General features: G+C 26.2%; 2 protein-coding genes, 1 tRNA gene and 2 pseudogenes. 4 read left to right on the top strand and 1 reads right to left on the bottom strand.

Annotated elements, in window-relative coordinates; all coding sequences use genetic code 11:
* Nucleotides 1-226 precede the first annotated feature (226 nt).
* Nucleotides 227-394 carry a hypothetical protein gene (locus OYV_RS05100; RefSeq protein ID WP_172642364.1) on the bottom strand — a complete coding sequence of 56 codons (168 nt, stop codon included), beginning with the start codon at nucleotides 392-394 and terminating at the stop codon, nucleotides 227-229.
* Nucleotides 395-773: 379 nt separating this feature from the next.
* Here OYV_RS05100 and OYV_RS05095 point away from each other — a divergent pair, with 379 nt between their 5' ends.
* From OYV_RS05095 to OYV_RS03150, 4 genes and pseudogenes are all read left to right on the top strand, one after another.
* A complete protein-coding gene (locus OYV_RS05095) occupies nucleotides 774-929 on the top strand; it encodes a hypothetical protein (RefSeq protein ID WP_172642363.1) in 156 nt (51 codons plus the stop codon).
* A 521-nt stretch (nucleotides 930-1,450) separates the two neighbouring features.
* A pseudogene (locus OYV_RS05660) lies at nucleotides 1,451-2,010 on the top strand (ABC transporter permease subunit).
* Nucleotides 2,011-2,189: 179 nt separating this feature from the next.
* Nucleotides 2,190-2,274 (top strand) — tRNA-Leu (locus OYV_RS03155).
* Nucleotides 2,275-2,440: 166 nt separating this feature from the next.
* Nucleotides 2,441-3,121: pseudogene (locus OYV_RS03150) on the top strand (PolC-type DNA polymerase III); the annotation flags it as partial.

Here is a 3,121-nt window from a genome sequence, read left to right as displayed (position 1 = left end):
TTGTTTATCCATTTTGAAAAAATCCTTTCTTTTAACTTAATTTATTCATATATTCATATATTATCCTTAATGAGTGTTTTTTTAAAAAAACACTCATTTATTTAATCCATGTAATTTTAGTTGCATCGGGAACAATAAAACCAAGTTTATAAGCTGCAAATATAAAAATACAACCAAGAGCAATTAAAATTAATATTTGTCTTAAAGTCATTTTTTATCCTCCTTTTTATGATTTAGCTATTGATAAATAACCTTTTGAAGCAAAATAAACAATCAAAGGAATAACAATGCCTAATGTAGGTAAAATCCAATATGTAAAAAAACTGCCTAAAGTTAATTTATTTATTCTAAAAGATTTTTTACTGAAATAAGAACGCCTGTAATTTCTCGCCATTTTAATCTCCTTTTTTATTATTTAATAAGAAAAATATTTTTTAGTATTTAGAAACAATAAGGAAACCAACTTAAAAGTTGGTATTTTTTTTAATGGTTCTTTAATCGCCTACAATATTTGAAGGTTTAATCCAAAAAGAAGAAATAAATTTTGAAGGTTTTTGCGATTAATTAAAAAAAATAGCAACTCCAAACGAACCAATTCAATTTGTAACATTCCAAAATACTACTGCAATCCCAGTAATTGAAAAAATAGTAGCGCAAACAAATATGCAAGAATCACAGCCACTTGTTAAAAAAACAATGAATTAAGTAGTCCTCCTGCATGCTTTCAGGATGTTTCACAAAAGAAATCCGATATTTTTGTAATAGATAGTTTTATGGCTAGATGGGCTTGTGCCTCAGATAATAATTTAGCTTTTTTTAACATGAATTCCAAAAATTTAAGTCATTCTGCTTGCCCTCAAGGTTTGGGAATGTTTTTGCCTAAAAAAATGAAAAAGATAGAAGAATACCAAATTTACAAGAAAAGATAAATACCGCATTATTGGAATTGAGATTAGTAAAACAAGAAGAAGGCAAATTCCTAGATATTATAGATTTAAAAAATAAACTTAATAGCTTGGAAAACAAATTAGAAAGATTAGCAAATCCAGAAACACAAATTACACATGAAAATGAAGAAATAAAAATAACAACAAAACAAATAGAACAATTAGTAAAAATCACAGATATTGACACACTAAAAGCAAAACTTAAGGAACTTACAAATCCATTAGAACAAAATAAATCAATTTTAAGTGATAATGAAAAACAAAACTTAATAAATGAAATTGCAAAAACAAAAAAACAAATCACAAACATAGAAAAAATAACCAAAAAATGGGTAGACGATATTTTTGAAAACCACCAAGAAACAATTAATCTAGCAAAAAATAATACTTGGTCACAAATTAGAAAAACTTTTCCATCTTATAAAGAAGGACTTAAAACTACTTTAATTTTGGCTATTGATGGTCTTTTTTTAGGCTTTTTATTAGTTATTTTATGCACCTTAATGAAAAATGCCCAATCCAATAATCCTTATATATTAAAAATTAGCAAAGGAATAAATTGGATCTTTGATATTTTATTTTTCATTTTAAAAACGATGCCAACAGCAGCCCAAGCAATGCTTGTTTATTATGGCATTGGAAAGCTTTGTAATAAAGGTGTTATTACTTCTCTTAATGCAGGACTTTTGGTTTTGATTCTTAATTCTTTAGCAAACATTAATGTAATTTTAATGCAGAATATCAAATTTTTAGATAAAGGACAAATTGAAGCGGCATTGAGTTTGGGAATGAGCCAAAGACAAGTTTTTTCTCTATTGTTTTTCCCCAAGCTTTGAAAAGATCATTGCCTTTTATTATCCAACAATTCATCACAAACATTAAAGATAGTTCTTTTTTTGCTATGATAGGCGTCTCTGAGTTAACTTTAGTAGCTAAAAATAATACTGGAGTGACTTTTAATCCGATCTTGCCTTTTGCTATGATAACTGGTTTTTACTTAAGTATCATTGTTATTACTAATTTATTAAACAAAATATTTACTAAAAATATCCTTCATAAATAAATAATTTTTCAAAGTTTTAACACCGAAACCTGATAAAAGGACATTAGCTAATGTGTTCTTTTTTGGGTGGCGGGCATGTAAATATTATTTTGGTTTATGATTTTGAGGAAAAAAAACAAAAATCAAAATAAAACTGATATAATATATAAGTATGATATTTTTATCATTTAAAACAAAAAGCTGATGTGGCGGAATGGTAGACGCACTTGACTCAAAATCAAGCGAGCAATACTCATGTCGGTTCGAGTCCGACCATCAGTACCATTAATTTATTTTTATTTATAATTGCATCTATGAAAAGAAATAACAAATAAAAAATTGCATGAATTTCATGTGTTTTTTTATTTGTTTTATTTTTTAAAAAACGATTTGAAACAACAATTTTGATTTCTTGCCTCTTTTCCCAATCAACTATTAGGTGGTATTTATTGTGTCTACTCATTCATTTAAACAATTTATCGAACAAAAAGGTTTTTGCAAAAAATATTTTCAAAATCCTCAAATAAAAAAAATATCAGTTTGCCAAAAAAGCCCAAAATGGGTTTTACAAATCACATTTAAACATTTACCTTTAGTTTGTGATTTAGCATTTTTTTTAGAACAATTACTCCAAGAATTAACTATTTTATGGAAAAACCAAGCGCAAACTAAGCCTAATTTGCCCCAAATTGAATACCACATCGATTTTGAAAATTGGGATTATCTAGAATCTTTGGCAGAAAGTTATTTTAATTATATTATAAACCAAGCCATTTTAATAAAAAAATATCATGATTTAGATTATTTTGCAATTCAAAATCACCAAGTAAATTTTCAAAACGGCAAATTTATCATTTTTGTAAATCCTAATGCATTTAAATGTTTAAATAAAAAAATGGGACTTCTTCAAGATTTTTTTTCTAAATTTTATGGTTTTAAAAATGAATTTATCTTATCAACAGATAGAAAAATTGATATCAATAGAAAAAAATCCACAAATATTGAAATCGAAGAATTGCAACAAAATCCGAATCATCAAACCAACTCCAACGAACAAAATCAAGAAAAAAATCCAAATAACAAATCAAATCCAACTTCTCAAACCGATCAAACAAAACAAGCAAAAACAACA

This window comes from 'Chrysanthemum coronarium' phytoplasma, assembly GCF_000744065.1.
Taxonomy (GTDB): Bacteria; Bacillota_I; Bacilli_A; order Acholeplasmatales; family Acholeplasmataceae; genus Phytoplasma; species Phytoplasma asteris.
The sequence above is the reverse complement of the archived record's forward strand: the minus strand, read 5'-3'. Positions and strand labels throughout refer to the sequence as shown.